This is a genomic window from Variovorax sp. E3 (assembly GCF_016082275.1).
Taxonomy (GTDB): Bacteria; Pseudomonadota; Gammaproteobacteria; order Burkholderiales; family Burkholderiaceae_C; genus Variovorax.
In genome coordinates this window covers 1-1,754 of record NZ_MOWM01000320.1, presented here as the reverse complement: position 1 = coordinate 1,754, position 1,754 = coordinate 1, and the positions used below count along the sequence as shown (strand labels likewise).

Annotated in this window: 2 protein-coding genes; both read left to right on the top strand. The window is 66.5% G+C overall.

Annotated elements, in window-relative coordinates; all coding sequences use genetic code 11:
* Nucleotides 1-93 precede the first annotated feature (93 nt).
* Nucleotides 94-1,044, top strand: coding sequence for a formate dehydrogenase subunit beta (gene fdxH, locus BMG07_RS40515; RefSeq protein ID WP_198089187.1), 951 nt, complete (start codon nt 94-96; stop codon nt 1,042-1,044).
* Between the two features lie 10 nt (nt 1,045-1,054).
* On the top strand, nt 1,055-1,678 hold the full coding sequence (locus BMG07_RS40510) for a formate dehydrogenase subunit gamma (RefSeq protein ID WP_198089186.1): 624 nt from the start codon (nt 1,055-1,057) through the stop codon (nt 1,676-1,678).
* Nucleotides 1,679-1,754: the final 76 nt, after the last annotated feature.

Here is a 1,754-nt window from a genome sequence, read left to right as displayed (position 1 = left end):
CCTCACCCAGAGCGCAGCGCTTCATCGAGGCCTGCCCCCATCCCAACCTTCCCCCGGAAGGGGAAGGGGCAAGACAGAAGACCGGAGCCGCTGATGTCCTCCCTCCAAACCCTCGACATCGCCGCCCGCTCGGCCACCACCACGCCTTCCCCCGAGATCCGCCACCGCCCGCAGGTGCAGCAGGTGGCCAAGCTCATCGACGTGTCGACCTGCATCGGCTGCAAGGCCTGCCAGGTCGCGTGCATGCAGTGGAACGACCTGCGCGACGAGGTCGGCACCAACCACGGCACCTACGACAACCCGGTCGACCTCACTCCGTCTTCCTGGACGGTGATGAAGTTCTCCGAGGTCGAGCCCGAGGCCGGCAAGCTCGAGTGGCTGATCCGCAAGGACGGCTGCATGCATTGCGACGACCCCGGCTGCCTGAAGTCGTGCCCCTCGCCGGGCGCCATCGTCAAGTACGCCAACGGCATCGTCGACTTCATCAGCGAGCACTGCGTGGGCTGCGGCAACTGCGTCACCGGTTGCCCGTTCGACGTGCCGCGCATCAGCAAGGTCGACAACAAGGCCTACAAGTGCTCGCTGTGCTCCGACCGCGTGGGCGTGGGCCTGGAGCCGGCCTGCGTGAAGGCCTGCCCCACGGGCGCGCTGCACTTCGGCACCAAGGAAGACATGCACGAGTACGCGTCGGAGCGCATCGTCGACCTGAAGGAGCGCGGTTTTGCCAACGCCGGCGTGTACGACCCCGCGGGCGTGGGCGGCACGCACGTCATGTACGTGCTGCAGCACGCCGACCGGCCGGGCCTGTACGCCGACCTGCCCAAGGACCCGCACATCAGCCCGCTGGTGTCGCTTTGGAAGGGCGTTGCCAAGCCGCTGGCCATGGTGGCCATGATCGGCGCGGTGGTCGGCAGCTTCTTCCACTACATGAAGACCGGCCCCATCGAGCCCAAGGACGACCACCCCGATGCCGACCGCGACGGCCACCCCGACGACGTGGTGGTGATCGAGGAACCGCCCCGCGACGCAGCACCCCGAGCCTGAGGAGAACGCGATGACACGCTACTACCTTCGCCGCTACAGAGACGCCACGCGCATGAACCACTGGTTCGTGGCGATCATGTTCTTCGCGGCCGCGCTGTCGGGGCTGGCTTTCTTTCACCCCGCGCTCTTCTTCCTGAGCACGCTGTTCGGCGGCGGGCCGTGGACGCGCATCCTGCACCCCTTCATGGGCCTGTTGATGGTGCTGGGCTTCGTGTTCCTGTTCTTCACGATGTGGCGCGAGAACGTCTTCGACCGGGTCGACCGCGAATGGATCGCCAACGCGCCGAAGATGCTCAAGGGCGACAAGTCGAGCATGCCGCCGGTCGGCAAATACAACGCCGGGCAGAAGCTGGTGTTCTGGGCCTTCGGCATCAGCCTGCTGCTCTTGCTGGTCACCGGCTTCATGTTCTGGAGCCCGTGGTTCGTCGGGTTCTTCCCGATCCTCGTGCGGCGCATCGCGGTGGTGGTGCATGCAGTGTCTGCGGTGGTGCTGATCCTGTCGGTCATCACGCACATCTACGCGGCGATCTGGGTCAAGGGCACGATGCGCGCAATGACGCGCGGCACGGTCACCGAGGGGTGGGCCAAGCTCAACCATCCGCTGTGGCACCGGAAGATGACGCGCGGTGAGTAGCGCACCCGTCGTCTTTCTCCCTCCCCTCCCGGGGGAGGGTCGGGGTGGGGGCACGACGGCCTTGACCACTCAATGG

Excerpts from the sequence above, each read along its gene's own strand:
- BMG07_RS40510 (WP_198089186.1), top strand. The coding sequence starts at position 1,055 with ATGACACGCTACTACCTTCGCCGCTACAGAGACGCCACGCGCATGAAC.
- fdxH (WP_198089187.1), top strand. The coding sequence starts at position 94 with ATGTCCTCCCTCCAAACCCTCGACATCGCCGCCCGCTCGGCCACCACC.